This is a genomic window from Rheinheimera texasensis (assembly GCF_964031785.1).
Lineage (GTDB): Bacteria > Pseudomonadota > Gammaproteobacteria > Enterobacterales > Alteromonadaceae > Pararheinheimera > Pararheinheimera texasensis_A.
In genome coordinates this window covers 123,440-145,547 of record NZ_CAXIRE010000024.1, presented here as the reverse complement: position 1 = coordinate 145,547, position 22,108 = coordinate 123,440, and the positions used below count along the sequence as shown (strand labels likewise).

General features: G+C 53.8%; 17 protein-coding genes and 4 tRNA genes. 16 read left to right on the top strand and 5 right to left on the bottom strand.

Annotated elements, in window-relative coordinates; translation table 11 throughout:
* The 5 genes from ABNT34_RS19250 to ABNT34_RS19230 all read left to right on the top strand — a co-directional run bounded on the left by ABNT34_RS19250 (window position 1) and on the right by ABNT34_RS19230 (window position 5,025).
* A complete protein-coding gene (locus ABNT34_RS19250) occupies window positions 1-783 on the top strand; it encodes a thiazole synthase (RefSeq protein WP_348734523.1) in 783 nt (260 codons plus the stop codon).
* Window positions 783-1,928, top strand: a complete 1,146-nt coding sequence (gene thiH, locus ABNT34_RS19245) for a 2-iminoacetate synthase ThiH (protein ID WP_348734522.1) — start codon at window positions 783-785, stop codon at window positions 1,926-1,928. Before ABNT34_RS19250 ends, thiH begins: the two co-directional genes overlap by 1 nt.
* Before the next feature lie 122 nt (window positions 1,929-2,050).
* Window positions 2,051-3,124, top strand: a complete 1,074-nt coding sequence (locus ABNT34_RS19240) for an efflux RND transporter periplasmic adaptor subunit (RefSeq protein WP_348734521.1) — start codon at window positions 2,051-2,053, stop codon at window positions 3,122-3,124.
* An 11-nt stretch (window positions 3,125-3,135) separates the two neighbouring features.
* Complete coding sequence (locus ABNT34_RS19235) at window positions 3,136-4,257, top strand: histidine kinase (protein WP_348734520.1); 1,122 nt, start codon at window positions 3,136-3,138, stop codon at window positions 4,255-4,257.
* Window positions 4,258-5,025, top strand: coding sequence for a LytTR family DNA-binding domain-containing protein (locus tag ABNT34_RS19230; RefSeq protein ID WP_348734519.1), 768 nt, complete (start codon window positions 4,258-4,260; stop codon window positions 5,023-5,025).
* 83 nt (window positions 5,026-5,108) lie between these two features.
* Here ABNT34_RS19230 and ABNT34_RS19225 read toward each other — a convergent pair whose 3' ends face one another.
* Entirely contained in the window at window positions 5,109-6,479 is a 1,371-nt protein-coding gene (locus ABNT34_RS19225; protein WP_348734518.1) for a serine hydrolase domain-containing protein, read from the bottom strand.
* A 337-nt stretch (window positions 6,480-6,816) separates the two neighbouring features.
* On the opposite strand from ABNT34_RS19225, the gene ABNT34_RS19220 reads away from it, so the two are divergent.
* On the top strand, window positions 6,817-7,917 hold the full coding sequence (locus tag ABNT34_RS19220; RefSeq protein ID WP_348734517.1) for a M35 family metallo-endopeptidase: 1,101 nt from the start codon (window positions 6,817-6,819) through the stop codon (window positions 7,915-7,917).
* A gap of 57 nt (window positions 7,918-7,974) precedes the next feature.
* Here the strand turns inward: ABNT34_RS19220 and ABNT34_RS19215 are convergent, their stop codons facing one another.
* From ABNT34_RS19215 to ABNT34_RS19200, 4 genes are all read right to left on the bottom strand, one after another.
* Window positions 7,975-9,759, bottom strand: coding sequence for a M14 family metallopeptidase (locus ABNT34_RS19215; protein WP_348734516.1), 1,785 nt, complete (start codon window positions 9,757-9,759; stop codon window positions 7,975-7,977).
* Window positions 9,760-10,044: 285 nt separating this feature from the next.
* Window positions 10,045-10,839, bottom strand: coding sequence for a putative porin (locus ABNT34_RS19210; protein WP_348734515.1), 795 nt, complete (start codon window positions 10,837-10,839; stop codon window positions 10,045-10,047).
* A gap of 205 nt (window positions 10,840-11,044) precedes the next feature.
* Window positions 11,045-13,039, bottom strand: a complete 1,995-nt coding sequence (gene uvrB, locus ABNT34_RS19205; RefSeq protein WP_348734514.1) for an excinuclease ABC subunit UvrB — start codon at window positions 13,037-13,039, stop codon at window positions 11,045-11,047.
* A complete protein-coding gene (locus tag ABNT34_RS19200) occupies window positions 13,023-14,402 on the bottom strand; it encodes an MATE family efflux transporter (RefSeq protein ID WP_348734513.1) in 1,380 nt (459 codons plus the stop codon). The genes uvrB and ABNT34_RS19200 overlap by 17 nt, the downstream gene beginning before the upstream one ends.
* A 402-nt stretch (window positions 14,403-14,804) precedes the next feature.
* Here ABNT34_RS19200 and ABNT34_RS19195 point away from each other — a divergent pair, with 402 nt between their 5' ends.
* From ABNT34_RS19195 to rsxD, 10 genes are all read left to right on the top strand, one after another.
* Window positions 14,805-14,945 carry a hypothetical protein gene (locus ABNT34_RS19195; RefSeq protein ID WP_348734512.1) on the top strand — a complete coding sequence of 47 codons (141 nt, stop codon included), beginning with the start codon at window positions 14,805-14,807 and terminating at the stop codon, window positions 14,943-14,945.
* Between the two features lie 25 nt (window positions 14,946-14,970).
* Window positions 14,971-15,047, top strand: a tRNA-Asn gene (locus tag ABNT34_RS19190).
* A 29-nt stretch (window positions 15,048-15,076) separates the two neighbouring features.
* Window positions 15,077-15,153, top strand: a tRNA-Asn gene (locus ABNT34_RS19185).
* Between the two features lie 30 nt (window positions 15,154-15,183).
* A tRNA-Asn gene (locus ABNT34_RS19180) sits at window positions 15,184-15,260 on the top strand.
* A gap of 47 nt (window positions 15,261-15,307) precedes the next feature.
* Window positions 15,308-15,384, top strand: a tRNA-Asn gene (locus ABNT34_RS19175).
* 195 nt (window positions 15,385-15,579) lie between these two features.
* On the top strand, window positions 15,580-17,505 hold the full coding sequence (locus ABNT34_RS19170; RefSeq protein WP_348734511.1) for a GGDEF domain-containing protein: 1,926 nt from the start codon (window positions 15,580-15,582) through the stop codon (window positions 17,503-17,505).
* Between the two features lie 151 nt (window positions 17,506-17,656).
* Window positions 17,657-18,238: an electron transport complex subunit RsxA gene (gene rsxA / locus ABNT34_RS19165; RefSeq protein WP_348734510.1), complete on the top strand. Its 582-nt coding sequence runs from the start codon at window positions 17,657-17,659 to the stop codon at window positions 18,236-18,238.
* 1 nt (window position 18,239) lies between these two features.
* Window positions 18,240-18,797, top strand: coding sequence for an electron transport complex subunit RsxB (gene rsxB, locus ABNT34_RS19160; protein WP_348734509.1), 558 nt, complete (start codon window positions 18,240-18,242; stop codon window positions 18,795-18,797).
* Complete coding sequence (gene rsxC / locus ABNT34_RS19155; RefSeq protein ID WP_348734508.1) at window positions 18,798-21,053, top strand: electron transport complex subunit RsxC; 2,256 nt, start codon at window positions 18,798-18,800, stop codon at window positions 21,051-21,053.
* On the top strand, window positions 21,050-22,108 hold the full coding sequence (gene rsxD, locus ABNT34_RS19150) for an electron transport complex subunit RsxD (protein WP_348734507.1): 1,059 nt from the start codon (window positions 21,050-21,052) through the stop codon (window positions 22,106-22,108). Before rsxC ends, rsxD begins: the two co-directional genes overlap by 4 nt.

Below are 22,108 nucleotides of genomic sequence, written 5' to 3'. Positions count from 1 at the left end.
ATGCTGACGATTGCCGGAAAGACCTTTCACTCCCACCTGCTGCTTGGCAGTGGCAAGTTTCAAAGTGCTTTGCAGATGCAGCAGGCCGTGCAGGCCAGTGGCACTGAACTGGTGACACTGGCGCTCAAACGCCTGCAACCCGGGGCGCCACTGGATGATGTATTCAGCCCGCTGCAGGCACTTGGTGTGCAGTTATTACCCAATACCTCAGGCGCCCGCACTGCCGAAGAAGCGGTGCAAGCGGCGCTGCTGGCGCGTGAAGCGGTCGGCACGCACTGGCTGAAATTAGAAATTCACCCGGAGCCCAAATATCTGCTGCCGGACCCGCGCGAAACCCTCAAAGCCGCCGAGCAGCTGTGCAATTTGGGTTTTGTCGTGTTGCCTTATTGCAGCGCCGATCCACTACATTGCAAACAGCTGGAACAAGCCGGCTGCGCCGCGGTGATGCCGCTTGGTGCGCCGATTGGCTCCAATCAGGGCCTGCAAAACCGCGCCATGCTGGAGATTATTATCGAGCAGGCCAATATTCCGGTGATTATTGATGCCGGCATCGGCGCGCCGTCGGACGCCACGCTCGCGCTCGAACTCGGCGCCAATGCGGTGCTGGTCAATACCGCTATTGCCTCAAGCGCAGATCCGGTTCTGATGGCACAGGCGTTTCGTTTGGCAGTGGAAGCCGGTGTACTGGCACAGCAAAGTGGCCTTGGGATGAAACAATCGTGGGCCGAGGCCAGCAGTCCGTTAGAGCCGCGGTTTGCCCGGTTATTGGCGGAGTTGTCCTGATGCCGCTTTTAATACCAAAACAAGCACCTGAGCCTTTTCAGCTGACCCAGCAGCAGTTTGACAGCCTCAAGGCACAAAGTTGCCTGCCGGACCGGGCGGCAGTGCAACGGGCACTTAACAGTGCAAAACCGAGCTTTGCTGACCTGCAAGCGTTATTAAGCCCGGCCGCCGGCGAATTTCTGCCTGAACTGCTGGCCCGCGCCACGCAGTTAAAACGCCAGCGCAGCGGCCGTACCCTGTCGTTGTTTGCGCCGCTGTACCTGTCGAACCTGTGTAGCAACGAATGCAGTTACTGTGGTTTTTCCCGAAGTGTCGCGGTAAAACGGCGGATTTTAACTGCCGGTGAAGCTTTGCAGGAAACCGCCGCCATTCAGGCGCTGGGGATTGCGCAAATCCTGCTGGTCACCGGTGAACATCAGCGCAAAGCCGGTCTGGACTATTTGCTGCAAATCACTGAAGCGCTGCGCCCGCAGGTCGCCAAACTGATGCTGGAATCGCAGCCGCTGGATGTCAGTGATTATCAGCAGCTGCGCAGCGCCGGCATCGATGCGGTGATGTTGTATCAGGAAACTTATGACCCGCAAAGTTATGCCCGCCATCATACCTTTGGTGCCAAAGCCGATATGGCCAACCGGTTGGCTGCGCCAGCACGGGTGGCTCAGGCCGGCATCACACAGCTCGGGATGGGCGTGTTGCTGGGGCTGAGCGACTGGCGCACCGACGTGCTGGTGCTGGCGCAGCATCTGCGTTTTCTGCAACAGCACTGGTATCAGCTGGCTTTTTCGGTGGCGCTGCCGCGGTTAAAACCCTGTGCCGGCCAAAGCTCGCAACAGAGCGGCGTGTCGGACCGCGATTATCTGCAGCTGTTGTGTGCGCTGAAAATCTTTGCGCCGGAGCTGAGCCTGAGTATTTCCACCCGCGACAGTCCGGCACTTCGTGATTTATTGCTGACCAGTATCGCCTGCAGCGCCAGCGCCGGCAGTAAAACCCAGCCCGGAGGTTATGTGGTGGCCCCCCAAAGCCTGGCGCAGTTCAGTATCGACGATGAGCGCAGCCCGGCTGACATTGCGTCAATGCTGAGAAATAGCGGCATAGCGCCAGTCTGGCAGGACTGGCATCCGCTGCTTGGACGTTATCCGGCCTGAGAAATTTCGTAAAAAATTGCCGGCTAACTGATGATGACGGGAACTCATCGCGCCCGGTGCTGGTCAATCAGTGCTCTTTTGGGTATAAGAAGCCTTGTGGTACTGACATCGGGAGCCTTGTGTTGTTAAAGCCTGATCATTTGCGGTTTGTTACCGTCTCTGCCTTGTTGTGGGCTTTTAGCAGCGCTGCTGCCGACAAAACCGTGTTAACCGACGTGGTGCTGGCGCACCATGCCGCCGTGGTGCATCCGCTCAACTGCACCATCACAGCACCACAAAGTTATCGTATCTCCAGCCATGCCACTGCCGAACTGCTGCAAATGTTGCCAGTGGGCAGCTCAGTGAAAAAAGGCCAGCTGGTCGCCAGACAGGACGACGCCTACCTGCAGCGGCAAATCAACATCATCAAAACTGACATCGAATCGGCGCGGGTGGCGAAAAATTTTGCCAGTGAAGAATTTCACCGGATGAACCGGCTGAGTAAATCCGGCCTCACCGCCGCCAGCGACATCAATAATCTGAAATTCCAGCTCGACAGTTCTGAGCTGAAAATCCAGCGGCTGGAACAGGAACTGCAGCTGGCGCAAATGAAACACAAACGCTTAAGCCACTTCGCGCCTTTTGATGCGCAGGTGATGAGTGTCAGCTCCGAGCCCGGCTCACAGCTGGTTGAAGGCCAGCCCATCATGCAGCTACTGTCGACACAAAATAAACAGCTGGAGTGTTTGCTACCGGTGATTAGCTACAGCAGTAATGCCGAGCTGCAACGTCATCAGTTTATTCTGCAGGGTAAAGCACTGAAATTACGCGAAGTCAGCCAGCAACTGGATGCCAAAGCCGAACATCTGACCTTGTATTTTGACCACCCGGCGCAGGACCGCAGTAATTTGCTGGTCGGCCAGGTGCAACAAATTGATATGCAGGTGCAGTCCGACACCATCACCAAAGTGCCGAACGAAGCCATTGAACTGGAAGGCGAAGTGTTCCGCACCTGGAAGGTCAGCAGCGAGCAAAACGTCGAACGGGTGCCGCTGAAAATTCTGTCGACTTTGGACACGCATTACATCGTGGAATCTGCGCTACGCCCCGGCGACAAAGTGGTGATCCGCGGTCAACACGGCCTGCAAAATGGCCAGGCCGTGAACGTGGAAACCAAACCCGAAGGCGGTGCCCGCAGCGTGTTGAATTATGAATAAGTCCAGGCTTCGTGGCTAAAGCCCACTCACAAAAAGCAACACAGGCCAGTGGCTTCTGGTTGTATCAGCTCGCCGGCTGGAGCTTATTCGCCACGCTGCAACTATTGCTGGTGGGCAGCGACGAGCCGTTGTCGCTGCAGAATGTCTTGCCGGCGTTATTGTTATTGGCATTAGCCTTTGGTGGCTCGTTGTTGCTGCGGGCCTGTTATCGGCACTGGCGTCGCCGGCCGCACAGCCAGCTGCAGACGCTTGGTTTGTTGGTATTAAGCGCCCTCATCGCGGCACTCAGCGTCGATGTGCTGCACTACTGGTTGTTATGGCCACTGGCGCAGCTACCATTGTTTTGGCAGTCTGCGGCTTTTCACTGGTTTGATGCACAGCCGCTTGGCTCTAAAGCGCCGCTGCTGGCGCTGCTGTATCTGTTCTGGAGTATGTTGTATCTGACCTTAAGCCGGCAGCTGGATTTGCGCCGCAGCGAACAGTTGCGCCAGACGCTGGAGGTTAATATGACGCAAGCGCAGCTTCAGAGTTTGTTAGCCCAGCTCAGCCCACATTTTATGTTCAACTGTATCAATAACATCCGCGCACTGATTCTGGAAGACACGCACAGCGCCCGGCTGATGCTCAGTCATTTTGCCGATGTGCTGCGTTATCAAATCCAGCCGCAAATGGAATCCTCCCAGCAGGCATTGGTGCCGCTTAGCAGTGAACTGGCGGTTTTGGATGCTTATCTGGCGTTGTTGTTTATACAGTTTGAACAGCGTTTACAATGGCAACTACAGCTGGCGCCAGAGTGTCGCAGCTATGTGCTGCCGCGTCTGGCGCTGCAGCTGCTGGTCGAAAATGCGGTGAAACATGGCATCAGCAAGCAACGTGACGGCGGTTGTATTCAGATCTCTGCCCGGACTTTAGATGCAAGCCACTGGCAGCTCGAAGTCTGTAATCCGGGGCAACTGGCAGCAACAAGCGCGACGACTGAAGGCAACACCGGCACCGGTTTAACTAATTTGCGTCAGCGCCTGCAGCTGCTGTATGGCGCTGAAGCTCAGCTGTTTTTAATCCAGGATGGCGATTTTGTGCGTGCCCAGCTGTTTTTGCCACTGACCGCCACGGCCAACGAGGACAGGCATTAAATGCGTTATGTGATTATTGAAGATTCAAGGCTGGCCCGGCTGGAGCTGAAAACGCTGCTGGCAGACCATCCGCATTTGCAGCTGGTTGGCGAAGCCGCCAATCTGCCGGATGCCAAAGACCTGATTGAACAAAGCCAGCCCGATTTGGTGCTGCTCGATATCGACCTCGGCGGCGACAACGCTTTTGATTTATTGGCACAGCTGGTGTTTGTACCACGGATCATTTTCACCACGGCTTTTGCCGAACATGCGCTGCAGGCATTTAATTATCCGACGGTGGATTATCTGTTAAAACCAGTCAGTGCACCGCGCCTGGCGGCGGCGCTGGCGAAGCTCAGCTGGTCTGTTGCCGAAACTGGTTCCGCGCTCACAGCACCGACTGACAGGGAGTCGGAGCAAACCGCTGCGGAGCCGGCCCCGTCAGGCCCAGTACTGGATGCTGACGCCAGCTTTTTTGTTAAAGACGGTGAGCGCTGTTTTCTGCTGCGTCTTGGCGATGTTGAACTGTTTGAGGCTATCGGCAATTACAGCAAAGTCTGGGCTGGCGCTCAGGCCCCGTTGGTGTATCGCTCGCTCGGCAATATCGAGCAGCGCTTAGCCCCCGGCTTATTTTTTCGCGCCAACCGGCATCAGCTGGTCAATCTCAAAGCCATTCGCAGCATCGACGCCTGGCTCAATGGCGGCTTGTTATTGGTGCTGACTTCCGGCCAGCAGGTTGAAGTGTCACGCCGGCAAAGTACGCTGCTGCGCCAGCAGCTGAGTTTATAGCGCAGCGCCTGGCGACTACCTGCGCTCAAAGCAATAAAAAACGCCGTGCTGCAACACAGCCCGGCGTTTTTTATTTCAAGCCTTTAGGGTGCCGGTACAACTTTTTTCCCAGCCTGCGCTGGAAAACCACGCATATTCAGCTGCATTTGAGTCCCGGCCGGATTAAAGCTCAGGTAAGTGAAATCACCCTGCAGATAAAAACGCCCTTCAGCTGTGGGAATTAATGTGACCTGCGGCATTTCCGGTGCCTGATACACCAGCGTATCGCCCTGCTGGCGGATGTGATGCACAGCGCCATCGGCAAACTGGTAACTACCGGACACGCCCTTTAGCTGTTCAGGCGAAAGCTTGATGGCTTTGGGTTCAAAAGGTTTACCGATGGCAATGGCTGCCAGTTTCAGCGCCAGACTATAAGTATCGGCTTCTGCGCTGTTGGCCAGTACTGTCACATAAACCTGCTCTGACGGAATACGGATGATATAAGAAGAAAATCCTTCAATACCACCGCTGTGCTCCTGCGTCGGCACTGTTTCCCAATCGGCCATCATCCAGCCGTAACCATAAGGCTGTGGGGTGCCATCTTGCGATTTGTGCCGGACAAAAGACTGCTGCAGCAACGGCTGTTTCACCATTTTGTCAGTATAAAGCGCCTGATCCCACAGATTGAGGTCATCGACTGTGCTGTACAAAGCGCCGGCGCCTTGTGGCCGCGTCATACTGATAATGCGCGCATTGACCAGCCCGGCCGGGCCTTGTTCATAACCGCTGGCGCGTTTTGGCAGAATGGTACCGGCACTGTCATAGCCACTGTTTTGCATGCCGAGCCGGCCGAAAATATGCTGCTGCAGATAATCGGCATAACTTTGTTTACTCACCGCCTCGATGATGGCCGTTAACAACACATAGTTCGAGTTGGAATAGCGAAATTGCGTGCCTGGTTTGAATTCGAGCGGCAAGCTGGAAAACAACGCGACCATTTCGGCGAGCGTGGCATCTTTTGGTTTGTTTTCCCGAAATTCCGGCAGCCGGCTTAGGTTTTTCAAGCCAGCGGTATGCGTCAGCAGCTGATGCACTGTGATATCGCGGCCGACCTTTGGATAATCTTTGAGCAAGCTGCCCACCGTATCCGTCAGCTTCAGCTTGCCAGCCTGCACCAGCTGCAACACCGCCATGGCCGTGAACTGTTTGGTTTGCGACGCGATACGAAACTTCATATCCGCCTGCATCGGGACGCCCAGTTCCAGATTGGCCATGCCATAGCCGCCACGGCTTAACACGTTTTTGCCTTTGCGTACCAGCACGGCAAAACCCGGTTGGTCTGCTTTGGCGGATTGTTGCAGTAACTGCTGCATTTTCTGCTGCATCTCAGGGTTGGTCATGCCCAGTACCGGGCATAAATTCAGCGCCAGGCTGGCCAATAACGTTTTTACAATAATTTTCGGAGCTGTGTTCATCAGGGGTTCCTTCGTGGTTGCCATCGCGTTGATAGCGGCAATCTAAGGCGGCCCCGGCATGCACGCGTTTTTTTTATGTTAAGCGGTCTTTTTCCGCTGTAAGCGGCAGGCGAAAGCGCACTCCGTGATAGCAAATGCCGTGGTAGCAAATGCGGCGAGCACAGGCAGGCCCTATATAGCCATGCGCATTTATATTAGAAAGTTTTGATATTTTTCTGATGTTTTTCCCAAGCCCTTGAGACCGGACGCCAAAAGCCTGTAACTGAATGTAACTGATCAGCACAGATCAGCCGGGTGCGGATGCACCCGATCACACAACAATAAAACAGGAACATGTATGAAACTCAGCTTATTTTCCACCGCGCTGCTGGCCGCTCTGTCAGCAAACACCGTTTTCGCCGGCGACATTGCAGTGACTATTGATTCGGCACAGCAACAGTTTGCGGCCAGCGACGATGTCCGTCTGACCGTCACGCTGCACAATACATCCAATAAAACCCAGCGTATTTTGCGCTGGTATACGCCTGCTGACGGGTTGCAGGAAGATTTATTTGATATCAGTGTGAATGGTCAGGACGCCGCTTACACCGGCAAACGCGTCAAACGTCAGGCGCCTTCAGCACAGGATTACATCAGCCTGCGGCCCGGCGAAAGCCGGCAGTATCAGGTTGAACTGACTGGCGCTTATGACCTGCCAGCAAGCGGTAACTATCAAATTCAATATCATGTCGAAGCCATGGCACTGCACGGTGTGGTGCCAAAACTGACGCCGCAGCAACAGACGCCGGCCGAACAAATGCTGGTGGATACGCCGGTGCCGGCGCTGCAGTCCGATGCGATTTACCGCCAGATTGAAGTGGATGCCAAAGCCGCCAGCGATATTGAGTGGCCGGCTCTGGTAACGCTGGCAGGCTCAGTATCTTACGCCGCCAACTGCAGCAGCAGCCGCCGTACGTCGATTGCCACAGCCCTTGCCTCCGCCAAAAACTACGCGTCGGGCTCCTACAACTATCTGTCGACTTATCCCAGCGCCAGCCGTGCCAACTCGGTGCGTTACAAAACCTGGTTTGGCAGTTACACCAGCAGCCGCTGGAGCACAGTCAGCAGCAACTTTAATAAAATCAACAGCGCGCTGAATAATCAGCCGCTGCAGTTTGATTGTGGCTGCACCGACTCTTATTACGCTTATGTCTATCCGAATCAGCCGTACAAGATTTATTTGTGTAATGCCTTCTGGTCAGCGGCCAATACCGGCACCGATTCCAAAGCTGGCACTATCGTGCATGAAACCAGTCATTTCACCGTTGTCGCCGATACTGACGACATTGCTTATGGTCAGTCCGCCGCCAAATCACTGGCGCTGAGTAATCCGGCGCAGGCCGTGAAAAACGCTGACAGCCATGAGTATTTCGCTGAGAATACTCCAGCGCAAAACTAAGTTCAGAATAACAAAAGCCCTGTAAAAACAGGGCCTTTTGTTTAAAACAATGCTGACTTACCGCTCAATCAGCACCGGGTATTTCAGATAAGCCTGGTCATAAAACGGTGAACGCTGATAAAACCAGTGGAGCCGGGCCTGGCCGTCTTTGGCAAGCTTTGCATCGGCTTTGACTGCCGCCGCAAAATCCACCGCCAGCTTTTTATTGGTTTTCAGTTCCTGCTCAATCCAGGGCAGCATGGCGTAGGTCTCAAAGTACTCAGTGCGTTCAAACATGCCGTGGAAAAAGCCCCAGCTGAAAAACGAATCTGGCCCTTCCGGTTGCAACAAAGCGACCGCCAAAGCGCCGAGCGGCTGATCGGTGCTGACCCGCACCGTCCCGGCCGGTAAGGCAAACTCGCCCCAGGCCGGACTAAAACTGGCTTTGATACCAACCCGGCCTTCAAAAGAACGGTTGGCGAGCTCAGCATTGGCGGCACTCAGTTGCTGCAGTTCCAGACTGCCGGCCTTTTCCAGCCGGGTCATGGCAATGCCATGAATTTGCAGCCGTGTTATCACATCCTGATACTGCGGCGGGATCCAATAAGCTTTGGGCACTTCCACTTCCACCGCCGGCACTTTTTCCCAATACACCGGCAAAGCGTCGTAATCTTTGGCCTGACCTGTCCATTTGACATAAGGCCCGTTGATGATGTCGCTGTGCGCCGTTTCATAGCTGATGCCTTTAAACGGGATTGGGTCTGGCTGTTCCGCTGCTTTAAATAACAACACCTGACGCTGCGGCCGGGCATTTTCGTCAGCTTTTTTCGCCAGTTGCAGCGCTTTGCCTTGTTGCGCTAACAGTTGCAGGCTCTGTTCCAGCAACACATAAGTGCCCAGCACACGCTGGCGGTACGGTTTTAAACTGTGGTTTTCGACAAGAATGGTCGGTAAATGCCGCACATCGCCATAGCCTTGCGAAAATCGTGGCGTCGCGGTTGAGCCTTGCAGGCCTTTACTAAAATCCAGCGGGTCCACGGCAAACACCAACGGCCCCGGAATGTGGCCAGCAGCGCTTAACGCCTGATCAATCGCCGGCCGGTACACGCTTGCCAGCCAGCTGGCACCATTCGGGCTTTGGCTGGCAAAAGGCTCGTTAAAGCCGTAAGTGATGTCGTACTGATAATCTTCGCCGTCGGTGACATGCACATCCATATACAAATCAGGCTGATAGGTATTGATTGCGCTAAGCACAGCCCGCATTTCCGGGCTGTCGGCTTTGGCATAATCGCGGTTTAAATTCAGGTTTTGCGCCGTGCTGCGCCACCCCTGCTCGACCGGACCGCGTTGATTCATCCGGTTAAATTTGCCCTTGCGCTCATGCGCATCGACGGACAAAATCGGCACAAATAACAAATCGACCTGTGCCAACAGTTGTTGTTTGCCACCTTGCACTATGTCGCGCAGCAGCATTAAGCCGGCGTCTTTGCCATCAATTTCGCCGCTGTGAATACCGGCCTGCACCAACAAGGTTGGCCGGCCACTTTTACCGGTGCCTTTGCCAATCAGATCTGGCTGCATACTGGCCTTCACTAACCAGATATCTCTGCCCTGCGGGCTTTTACCGAGCGATTCCATCCGCAGCAACTCACTGCTGGCCACCAGCTTCTGCAGGTAACTGACCGTCGCGGCATAATCCGGCGTTTCAGTCAGATTCGTCAGCTCCGCCGGGGTCACCCAGGGGTGTTTCGGCTGGATCAGGCTTTCAGTAGTGCCTTGCCAGGGCAACAACGGCGGCAAAGTATCAGCCGCCAGCGCACCGGCTGACAGCAGTATCAAAGGTAAAATTACACGAGTGGTCATCAGAAATCCTGCCAGAACACAGCAGCATCAGAATTGCTATAAGCTGCTGAACAAAATGAGGAGTCAACATAACAGACGAAGGCCAGCTACTGTCAAGCGCCGTTGCGGGCAACAGTGAGTTGCTGCGCCGACTTGCAGGGAGGCTGCCGTCCTTCCCTTCAGATCAGCGAACAGTTTTGTTGCCTCAGTTTCTGCATTTTGTTTGGTCCGTTGCGAAGCAAATGACCAAACAAAAAAAGCCCCGCGATGCGGGGCAAAATCAGCTTGGGAACTCAGAAAAACCAATCAGAAACGGTAGCTGGCACCTACTGCAAACTGGTTTTCATCGTCAGCACCGACGTCAACCCGGCTCAGCGCACCACGCAGCGCCAGCTGTGGCGTGACAAAATACTCTGAACGCAGCTCAACGCTATCACCAAATACGTTTTGCAGTGTTGGCATGTCGTTACGCGCGGCTAAACCAACAGACCAGTAAGGACGGATGTAATAATCAGCAGCGATGGCGTGACCATTGCCTTCGTCAAAATCTGCGTAGCTGGCGGTCAGTACCAGGTGGTCGCCATCCATCACCGGCACAATGGCTTTGGTGCTGAGGCCATAGTCGGTGCTGCTGCCTTCATTGTCCGGATTGGTGTGATAAACATCCAGCGCCACTAACCAGTTTTGCTGCACAAAGAAACCGAGCTTGCCGGTCGCGCCAAAGCTGTTGTCACCGTTTAAGAAATTCACATCTAAAGCGGCATAAAAATCGTGGCCGTTGCTCATATATTCGCCACCGACACCCCAGGCATTGACATTCATTTCGTCGCTGCCGCCGTCGATTTCAACCCGGTTGTAAGTCAGGTTGGCACTGCTGCTGCGGTTTAAAAAAGCCGCTTCGCGCCATGGCTGGTTGTCACCATTCTGGATTGGTGACAGGAAATATTGCTGGCGAATTTGCATGCCGTTGACGTCAGCCGGGCCTACGTCTGCGCTGTTGTAATCAGCATCCGTCTGGAACTGGAAACTTTGCGCCTGGGCGCCGACTGCGATGGTTGAGGCTAAAACGGAAACAATAAAAGGAATAACTCGGGATTTCATACTGTGCCCTCCGGCAGTTAAACAAGTCGGGGGCACTTTATGATTTTGAAACTTAATTGAATCTGAACGCGAAAATGAACTGAAATATGATTACCGTTCATTTATTCATATTTATTTATTAATTTTCAATATGATAAAAAACAACGCGCATTTTTCAATCAAGCCAAAATGCGCGTTATACATGTTTTGTTACAAAGATAACTGCTTAAATCTCCAACAACGCAGCCTTTAATGCATGGACCTGATCACGCAGCATAGCTGCTTGCTCGAACTCCAGATTTTTCGCGTGTTGCAGCATTTGCGCTTCCAATTTCTTGATCTCGGCCTGCACCTGATAAGGCGTCTTGCCTTTGATCAGTTTGGCGTGTTCCGCCACCTTCGGCAGCTCCACGTCGTCCTGGCCTAAGTCCATCACATCACCGATTTTTTTGCGAATTTGCGTCGGTGTGATGCCATGGGCTTCGTTAAACGCCACCTGTTTGGCGCGACGGCGGTCAGTTTCGTCAATCGCGCGTTGCATCGAGCCGGTAATACGGTCGGCGTATAAAATCGCTTTGCCGTTGACGTTACGGGCCGCCCGGCCAATGGTCTGGATCAGCGATCGTTCTGAACGTAAAAAACCTTCTTTGTCGGCATCCAGAATCGCCACCAAGGACACTTCCGGAATATCCAGGCCTTCACGTAATAAGTTGATACCAACTAACACATCAAATACACCAAGGCGCAGGTCACGGATGATCTCGACCCGCTCCACCGTATCGACATCCGAGTGCAGATAACGCACCTTGATATCGTGATTGGCGAGGTAATCCGTTAAATCCTCCGCCATTTTTTTCGTCAGCGTAGTGACCAGCACCCGCTCGTTGAGGCCGGCGCAGCGAATCGCCTCTGACAACAAATCATCGACCTGAGTGCCAACCGGGCGGATCTCAATCACCGGGTCAATCAGTCCCGTCGGCCGCACCACCTGCTCGGCAATATCGGTGCCGGATTTTTCCAGCTCATAAGCCGCCGGCGTCGCAGACACATAAATGCGCTGCGGTGCTATGGCTTCAAATTCTTCAAACTTCAGCGGTCTGTTGTCGAGTGCCGACGGCAGACGGAAACCGTAATTGACCAGGTTTTCCTTCCGCGACCGGTCACCGCGAAACATCGCGCCTATTTGCGAAATAGTGACGTGTGATTCGTCGATAAACATCAGACCGTCGGCCGGGAAATAATCCAGCAAAGTCGGCGGCGGTTCGCCTTCGGCACGGCCGGACAAATAACGCGAGTAGTTTTCGATGCCGGAGCAATACCCCAGCTCCACCATCATTTCCAAGTCAAACAAAGTGCGCTGGCCGATGCGCTGTTCTTCAATCAGTTTATTTTCCGCCAGCAGCTGGGCGCGCCGCGCTGCCAGCTCCACTTTGATTTTGTCCACTGCTTCGAGGATTTTTTCCCGCGGCGTGACATAGTGCGTTTTTGGATAAATGGTGTACCGCGCCACGATGCGGTCAATGGCGCCAGTCAGCGGGTCAAACAGGCTGATGCGTTCAATTTCTTCATCAAAGAGTTCAACGCGCACCGCCAGTTCGTCCGATTCGGCCGGATAAATGTCGATGACATCGCCGCGCACGCGGTAAGTGGCACGTTCAAACGCCATGTCATTACGCTGGTACTGGAGCTCCGCCAGCCGTCGCAGGATAAACCGCTGGTCCACCGTATCGCCGACGCGCAGGTGCAGCAGCATTTTCATATAGGATTCTGGGTCACCGAGACCGTAAATCGCTGAAACCGACGCAATGATCACGACATCACGGCGCTCCATCAGCGCTTTGGTCGCTGACAATCGCATCTGTTCTATGTGTTCGTTGATCGAGGCGTCTTTTTCAATAAAGGTGTCGCTGGCCGGGACATAAGCTTCCGGCTGGTAATAGTCGTAATAAGACACAAAATATTCGACCGAATTGTTCGGGAAAAACTCTTTCATCTCGCCGTACAACTGCGCCGCCAGCGTTTTGTTATGCGCCATGATCAAGGTCGGCCGGTCGACCTGGGCAATGATATTGGCCATGGTAAAAGTTTTGCCGGAGCCGGTAACACCCAACAACGTCTGATGCGCCAGACCCGCTTCTAAACCATCAACCAGCCGGGCAATCGCCGTCGGCTGGTCACCACCGGGCTGATAAGGCGCATGTAACTCAAACTGCTTTGACATCGACGGCAACTCCTTGCTGCAAACCGTTCAGACTACGCACAAACCATAAATAAGCGATCAGCGCAATAAACAGATTGGCCGTCAGCGCCCCGCCGTAGACACCGAGCACACCAAAAAGCTTGCCACCCAGCCAGGCCAGCGGCACATAAAATACAAAAAGCCGCACTATGCTGAGCGCCAGTGCCCGCATTGGCAGATGTAAGGCGTTGAGCGAAGAATTGGTCAGGATCACAATCCCTTGTAAACCGTAGCCCAACGGCAAAATCCAGATAAACCAGCAAATCAGCTGCTCGACCGCAGGTTCGGTCGAAAAGACCTGCGCAATAAAAGGTGCAGTGACTGCCAGCAGAACATATACGGCAAACTGCCATTTTAAGACAAAGCGGATACACAGCTGATAACCGGACTGCACCCGGTCGAGCTGACAGCCGCCTAAATTCTGACTGACAAAAGGCGGCAACGTCATCGACAGCGCCAGCACCACCAGACAGGCGATACTTTCAATGCGCGCACCGACACCAAAAGCCGCCACGGCATGGGCGCCATAGCTGGCCATCACCGCGGTTAAAATTGCCATTGCCAGCGGCGTCAGCATGTTAGCCCCGGCTGCCGGTAAACCGATTTGCAGAATACGCCGGCTGATGCGGATAAATTCACTGAAACGCTGATGACCGGCATCCACCAGTTTGCGCCGCACAATAATCAGATACAGAATCAAACTAAAACTGACCGCCCAGGAAATCACACTGGCAATAGAGGCGCCTTCGACGCCCATCGCCGGTACCGGGCCCCAGCCAAAAATCAGAATTGGGTCCAGGATGGCATTAATCAAGCCCGAGCAAGCCATCATCAAACTGGGCGTTTTGGTATCGCCGGCAGCACGCAGCACCGCATTGCCGATCATTGGGGTAATAAGCAACACCGAACCGGCAAACCACCAGCTCATATAGTCGTGGATAAAAGGTAAGGTGTCATCAGTGGCGCCAATCAGCCGGAACAGCGGTTCCATCCCGATATAGCCAATCAGCGACAAAATCGCGACCAAATAGGCAGACAACCATAAAGCTGCCAGCCCATCGGCCCGCGCCATTGCGGTATCGCCACTGCCATGCGCTTTGGCGATCACTGCCGAAGTGCCGATACTCAGGCCAATCGCCAGACTAATCACAGTAAAAGTGACCGGAAAAGTGAAGCTGACCGCAGCCAGCTCGTGGGTGCCCAGCATACTGATAAAAAAGGTATCAACGAGGTTAAACGACATCAGTGTGATCATGCCAAACAGCATTGGAATGGTCATCCGGGTCAGAATTTGCCGGATATCACCCTGGGTCATATCAATTTTTGCTTTGGGAGTGCTGGACATAAATACCTGCGGAACACCAGAAAGCAACCATTGTAGAGAAAAGCCGGCGGCGGCTCTATCCGGATCCGGAAAAAACTCTGTAACCAACAGTGTTGGCGGCATTTCCGGCAGTTCGCGCCTAAAAATAGTTCACAAGCTGAAACATCGCTGAAATATCCAGCGGCTTGTGGATTATTCAGCCCACTTCACATTTGCGCAGTTTTATATCTCATTGTTTTATATTGATTTTATTTTTTATCAATTTAATCTTGATCTGGCTGCAGGCCGCATTTTTATTGGTATTACACAGGGGCAACACGGCTCATGCACAGAGTTATCCACAGTTTCTGTGAGTAAGATCGGCCAGCCCGCGTCAACGCTGGATTTGCCGATGTCGTCGCTGCAGCGCATGGCGATCCACCTATGCAAGCTGCGCTGCATCGCTATGCAAAGCACCACAAAAATGCCGGCAAATCCGCCGCTTTGGCTAAAGAAGCAGCGCTTGAATCACAACGCCCCAAAAGCGCAGGTGAAAGTGTTGACAGCCTGTTTTCGGAGCATTAGTATTGCGCCCCGTTGCAGAGACAGTTCCCTAGTAGCTCAGCCGGTTAGAGCGGCGGACTGTTAATCCGTAGGTCGTTGGTTCGAGTCCAACCTGGGGAGCCACTGTTTCAAGCAACCAAGATATTCTCAATTCCCTAGTAGCTCAGCCGGTTAGAGCGGCGGACTGTTAATCCGTAGGTCGTTGGTTCGAGTCCAACCTGGGGAGCCACTTCAAGAATATCACTCTGTGTTTCAGCGTTCCCTAGTAGCTCAGCCGGTTAGAGCGGCGGACTGTTAATCCGTAGGTCGTTGGTTCGAGTCCAACCTGGGGAGCCACACGCTGACACTTCAAACACAAAGCCGCCTTTGGCGCACCTTTCTGTTCCCTAGTAGCTCAGCCGGTTAGAGCGGCGGACTGTTAATCCGTAGGTCGTTGGTTCGAGTCCAACCTGGGGAGCCACTACTTCGATTACTTCCTGCTTTCCGCGCTTGTACCATTCTGAGTTCCACCATTTATTTTCCAGCAGTTTTTTGTTTTAATTAGGGTTATACGTAGAGCGTGTTGATGCAAAAACAAACGCCAAACATCAACACGCTCTAGCAACGCGCCTCGACTACTGGTTTAATGGCAGATTCAACGAAATAAGAATAATTAATGATGAAAAATCTCCGGGTTTTATGGCTGGTCCAGCTCGTCTGCGCTGTATTGTTGCTGGTGGTGTTACTGAGCAGTCTGCTGCAAAACACCGCGCGTTCCATTGCGCAGGTCAATGTGCTGCATCAACAAGTGATTAAACAGCTGCTAAGCCAATTTTCCGGTGAAGACTATCAAGCGCTGGTACAACAAATCCGCAGCAGCCTGAATCCGCAGCAACTGCAACTGAAAACCGCCGCCGGCAAAATTGTGCATGAACATAATACCGCCACAGTACTGCATTCCAGCGCAGAACAATTGCAGGCAACTTTTGGTTATCAGCGCGACAATGCCCCAATCAACTCGGCCGACAATCAACTGAGTATTGTGTTTAAAGCCAACCTGGATGAGCAGGACAGCCACTTTGTCACTCAGTTCTGGTTAACGCTGCTGTTACCGCTGTTTTTAGTGATCCTGCCGCTTTGTCTCGTGCCGGTCCGGCAAAAATCCGAACAAAAACAAATGTCGCGTCAAATCGCTGGTGCACTGGACCAGATTGTCAGCACCGACAGCAAAACCCAACCGGAGATCCAGCTGCCGGATACCTTTGAACAAACGCGGCTGACGCTATTAAAAGTGGCCGATTTCCACCAAAAACGTCAGGCAGAATTATTAAAGTCTGCGCAGCAGCTGACCGAAGACGCCGCCAAAGACACAGTGACCGGCCTGCCAAACCGCAACCGTTTTGTGCAGTTCTACGAAGAAACGCTGCGCGACACTAAACACGTTGATTTCGGTATTTTTGCCATTACCCGCTGTACCGAACTGCAAAATATCAACCAGAGCCGCGGTTACCATGAAGGTGACAAATATATCATTGCGGTCAGTGAGCTTATTCAGCGCGCTGTAGCCGGCTACCGCGACTTTAAAGTGTTTCGCCTGAATAGTTCAGACTTCGGCATCATTCTGCCGCGTATTACTGCTAAAGAAGCGGAGAACTTTGGTGCACAACTGCAAAGTCGGCTCAGTGAATATCAAAAGCTGGCTGAACTGGACTCTGTCGCCTATACCGGCATGGTCAATTATGCCACCGGCAAAGTGCTGGGTGAGCTGTTAGCCATCGCCGATACCGCGATCAGCCTGGCGCAAACCCGCCAGAGTAACGGCTGGCATTTGGTCAAAGACGACGGCTCAGCTGAACAAAATGCCCTCGGTTTTGGCAACCAGAACTGGCGCCATGTGATTGATGATGTGCTGGAAAACAACAAAATCAACCTGCTGGTACAGCTCATTCAACCGGCGTCCCGCACGGCAAAAACTTATTCTGAAGTGCTGGTGCGCTTTTACAGCGAAGAAGACCAGCTGTTACCGACCGCCTCTTTCCTCGCCATGGCCGAAAAGCTCGACAAAATTATTGAAGTGGACCGGCTGATTGTTGAGACCGCTTTGAGCACGATCAAAAACAAAAACCTGCAGGACCAGTATTTTGGTCTGAATCTGTCGTCGCGCTGTATTCATGACGACCACTTCCTGATTTGGCTGGAACGCCGTCTGCTGAAGGATGCCACTATTGCCAGCCGGCTGGTGTTTGAAGTCAGTGAATATGGCATGCAGCAGAATTTAAAAACCAGCAAACGTTTTATCGATATGCTGCACCGCAACGGCGCCCGTCTGACAGTGGAAAAATTTGGTACCGGCATGACGTCGTTTAAGTTTTTCCGCGACATCAAACCGGACTTTATCAAGATGGACGGTAGTTACACCCGGCATATTGACGATGACAAAAACAATCAGTATTTCATCCGCTTAATGGTGGATCTGGCACACCGCATCGGCGTCGGTGTGTTTGCCGAGAGCGTCGAAACGCAGGAAGAGAAACAAATGCTGGAGTCGTTGTTTATCGACGGTACTCAGGGTTATTACATCGGTAAACCACAACCGATTTAACGCTGCAATAGCCACAATACAGTTACGGTTGTTTGCTTCGCCACAACCGAGCATAATAGCGCCCCCTGACGCTCAGGGCGTTGCCAGAGCCTGTTTATCACAGGCGCTGGCGGCTTAAAAAACTGCAATCACTGCGCAGTGAGACCACATCATGACTGAATTTTTCTTACTTCTGATTAGCACCATCCTGGTGAACAACTTTGTGTTGGTGAAATTCCTCGGCCTCTGCCCTTTTATGGGCGTCTCCAACAAACTCGATTCCGCACTGGGCATGTGCCTGGCTACCACTTTTGTGCTGACGCTGGCCTCACTCTGTAGCTATCTGGTCGACCGCTATATTCTGCTGCCGCTTGATCTGGCGTATTTACGCACTCTGACTTTTATTCTGGTCATAGCAGTGGTCGTGCAATTTACCGAAATGGTCGTGCACAAAACCAGTCCGGCACTGTATCGCGTATTAGGGATTTTTCTGCCGCTGATCACCACCAACTGCGCTGTGCTTGGTGTGGCTTTACTGAACGTCAACGCCAGTCATGGTTTGTTCCAGTCCGTGGTGTACGGTTTTGGCGCTGCGGTCGGCTTTAGCCTGGTGCTGGTGCTATTCGCCGCGATGCGTGAACGCCTGGCAGCTGCTGATGTGCCGGTGCCGTTTCGCGGTGCTGCTATTGGTCTGGTGACAGCGGGCCTGATGTCTTTAGCTTTTATGGGCTTTACCGGCCTGGTGAAATCCTGATATGTCCATGTTCACTGCCCTGCTGGCGCTTGGCGCGCTGGCTCTAGTTTTCGGCGCCATTTTGGGTTATGCCGCGCTGCGCTTTAAAGTCGAGGCTGACCCGCTGGTCGACCAGATTGACGACATTCTGCCGCAAACCCAGTGTGGTCAATGTGGCTACCCGGGCTGCCGGCCTTATGCCGAAGCCATTGCCAATGGCGATGCAATTAATAAATGCCCGCCAGGTGGTGATGCCGCCATCAAAAAGCTGGCCGATTTATTGGGTGTCAGCGCGCCGGCACTCGACAGTGCACAAACTCCGGCGGTTAAACGTGTGGCTTTTATCCGCGAAGACGACTGTATCGGTTGTACCAAATGTATTCAGGCCTGCCCGGTCGACGCCATCGTCGGCGCTTCCAAACAAATGCATACGGTGATTAGCAACGAATGTACCGGCTGCGATTTATGCGTCGAGCCCTGCCCGGTCAATTGTATTGATATGGTGCCGATTGCGGTCACGACCGAACGCTGGAAATGGGATTTACAGGCGATCCCGGTCACTATTGTGGAGAGCAATTAAGTGCCTTCATTGTTTCAACAGATTAAATCCGGTCAGTTGTGGGATTTTCACGGCGGCATCCACCCGCCGGCACGGAAAAAACTGACCAGTCAGGTGGCCATCGGTCAGATTTCATTACCAGAACGTTTGTATATCCCGCTGCGCCAGCATATTGGCGTTGCTGGCAAACTGCTGGTCAAAGCCGGTGATACTGTACTCAAAGGTCAGGCGTTAACCGCCGCCGACAACGCAATGGCGATACCGGTGCATGCACCAACGTCTGGCAAAGTGCTGGCGATTGAAGCCTATCCATCGGCACACCCATCCGCTTTGCCAGAACCCACATTAGTGTTAGAACCGGATGGGCTGGAGCAATGGCGACCACGCCATGCGCTGGATTATCTGCATACAGAACGGCCACATCTGCTGGCGCGTATTCAGCAGGCTGGTATTGCCGGCATGGGCGGCGCCGGTTTCCCGACCCATATCAAATCCGGCGCCAGCACTGGGGTGGATTACCTGATTATCAATGCCGTCGAATGTGAGCCTTATATCACTGCCGACGATGTGCTGATGCAGCATGAAGCCAGCACTATCGTTCGCGGTATCGATATTCTGTGTAAGTTACTCAATCCCAAAGCTGTGCTTATTGGCATTGAAGACGACAAACCGCTGGCCATCGCAGCAATGCAACAAGCCTGTGCCGATAAAGCCGACTATCTGGTGCGCGTAGTGCCGGCCAAATACCCGTCCGGTGGTGAAAAACAGCTGATTAAACTGCTGACCAGTAAAGAAGTGCCCAACGGCCGGCGGCCGCTGGATATCGGCATCGTGATGCAAAACGTCGGCACTGTATTTGCCATCGCTCAGGCAGTGGAAGAGGATATTCCGCTGATTTCCCGGATTGTCACTGTGGTCGGCCAGACGCTGCAACACAGCCAGAATATCCGCGCCCTGGTTGGCACGCCGGTTGGCGCTTTATTGGATGCTTGTGGTTTTGCGCCGGAGCCGCAGCAACGAGTGATTATGGGTGGCCCGATGATGGGCTTTACCTTACCGACTTTACAAATTCCGCTGGTAAAAACCACCAACTGTATTATTGCGCCAACCCGGCACGAATTACCGGCACCGGGCGAGGAAATGGACTGCATCCGCTGTGGCGCCTGTGCTGAAGTGTGTCCGGCAGTCTTGTTGCCACAACAGCTGGTGTGGTACGCCAAAGCCAAAGATTATGACCAGCTCAAAGCACACAATCTGGCCGACTGTATTGAATGTGGCGCCTGTGCTTATGTCTGCCCGAGCGAAATTCCACTGGTGCAGTATTACCGGGTAGCCAAAGCCGAGATCCGCGAGCTGGCACGGGAAGAGTTAAAAGCCGAGCAGGCTAAAGCACGCTTTGAAGCACGCAAAGAGCGGCTCGAACGCGACAAACAGCAACGCGCAGAGCGCAATCAGGCCCTGGCCGCGCAGCGGCAGTCGATGTTGGCTGAGCAGCAAAAACAACAGATTCTGGCCGCGCAACAGCGCCAGGACCAACAACCGCATGAAACGCTGAGCAAAGAACAAATCATCGCAGAACGCGAACGGAAAAAAGCCGAAGCGCGCGCTTATCAGGCAGCTAAAGCTGAGCAGGCAGAAACGGCCTCAGCTTCGGTAGTAGCAACGGCTAACGAAGCTAGTACGGCAGATCCACGCGCCGCAGCAGTCGCCGCCGCTATTGCCCGGGCTAAAGCGAAAAAACAGGCCGATACAGCTGCGCCAGAGCCAGCACCTGCAGAATCAGCTCCTGCAACAGTCCCCGCATCGCAGTCAGAGGTTGAAGCCGACCCGCGTAAAGCCGCAGTCGCAGCAGCTATAGCTCGCGCCAAGGCGAAAAAACAGGCCGATTCAGCTACGTCTGAGCCAGCGCCAGCAGAATCGGCTGCTGCAGCGCAGCCGGAGGTTGAAGCAGACCCGCGTAAAGCAGCGGTGGCTGCGGCAATAGCACGCGCCAAAGCGAAAAAGTTAGCCGAACAGGCGGCAGCGATGCCTGACGCATCAGCTCAGGCAGAGTCGGTGCCAGTGACGGCTGCGCCTGAACAAAAAGCTCCAGTCCGGTCAGCTCCAGATCAGTCTGTGCCGGCAGTCATGACGTCTGCTGCAGATCCAGCAACTGCAAATACTGAAAGTGCAGCAGCAGATCCGGCCGCTGCCAAAAAAGCCGCCATAGCGGCCGCTATCGCGCGAGCCAAAGCAAAACAACTATCTAAACCGACCGAGCCGGAGCAGCCGTCATGAGTTTTCGTATTGCCTCTTCCCCGCATCAGCACTCGCTGGCACAAACGCCGGCGCTGATGCGTACTGTGGCGTTGGCAGCCATCCCCGGTATCGCGGCGCAGGTGTATTTTTTTGGTTATGCCGTGCTTATCCAAATTGTGCTGGCGGTGCTGACCGCCTGGGTCAGCGAAGCCACCATGCTGAAACTGCGCGACAAACCAGTATTGGTGCGGCTAAAAGACCACAGCGCATTGGTCACCGGCCTGTTGCTGGCTATCGCCATTCCTGCGGCGGCGCCCTGGTGGATTGTGGTGCTCGGCACTGCTTTTGCCATTGTGGTGGTCAAGCAGTTGTATGGTGGCCTCGGGCACAATTTATTTAACCCGGCGATGGCCGCTTATGTGCTGCTGCTGATTTCATATCCGCAGCAAATGACCAGCTGGTTGCCCCCGACCCAACTGCAGCATCACGCCGTGACCGGCGCCGACCCGATTTGCCTGGTGTTCAGCGGTTATAGTTGTCAGGGATTTTCGGTAGCGCAAATCAAAGCCGATGTCGATGGCAAGACCATGGCGACAGCGCTTGATACACTGCGCAACGATTTAACCGCCGGCAAAACCGTTACCGAATCACTGCAACAACCGGTGTTTGACAGCTATGCCGGTCTTGGCTGGAGCTGGATTAACCTTGGCTTTTTGCTCGGTGGTTTATTCCTGCTACAACGCAAAGTGATCCAGTGGCGCATTCCGGTGGCTTTGCTTGGTTCGTTAACGCTGTTATCGCTGCTGGCGTGGCTCGCAGACAGCGACCGTTTTGCCAGCCCGCTGTTTCACCTGTTCAGCGGCGGCACTATGCTGGCGGCATTTTTTATCGCCACAGATCCGGTGTCCGCTTCAACCACCACCAAAGGCCGGTTGATTTATGGTGCATTGATCGGCGCGCTGGTGTTTGTGATCCGCAGTTTTGGTGGTTATCCGGACGGCTGGGCTTTTGCCGTGATGCTGGCCAATTTATCGGTGCCTTTGATTGATGCCTACACCAAACCACGGGCGTACGGCCACAAGCCGGGGATGTAA